Raw genomic sequence first — 272 nt, 5'->3', positions numbered from 1 at the left:
GCCCGAGCGCGGCTGGGACGACTTCAAGGGGCTCGATCTCAAGGGCAAGGTCGCGGTGTTCCTCGTCAACGACCCCGATTTCGAAGCGGTCGCCGGCGACGATGCGAAGGGCAAGTTCGGCGACCGGCGGATGACCTATTATGGCCGCTGGACGTACAAATACGAGGAGGCTGCGCGGCGTGGCGCGGTCGGCGCGCTGATTGTCCACGATACGCCGGGCGCTGGCTATGGCTGGAACACGGTGATGGCACCGGCCGGCGAGAATTACGATA

General features: G+C 65.1%; 1 protein-coding gene. It reads left to right on the top strand.

The genetic code is table 11. The features are described 5' to 3' along the window. Positions 1–272, top strand: a 272-nt coding sequence (locus EW028_RS24610) for a protease-associated domain-containing protein (protein WP_227745034.1), incomplete at both ends; no start/stop codon positions are given.

Origin of the sequence: Lysinibacillus sp. OL1 (genome assembly GCF_004332175.1) — a bacterium.
GTDB classification, from domain to species: Bacteria; Bacillota; Bacilli; order Bacillales_A; family Planococcaceae; genus Lysinibacillus; species Lysinibacillus capsici.
The sequence above is the reverse complement of the archived record's forward strand: the minus strand, read 5'-3'. Positions and strand labels throughout refer to the sequence as shown.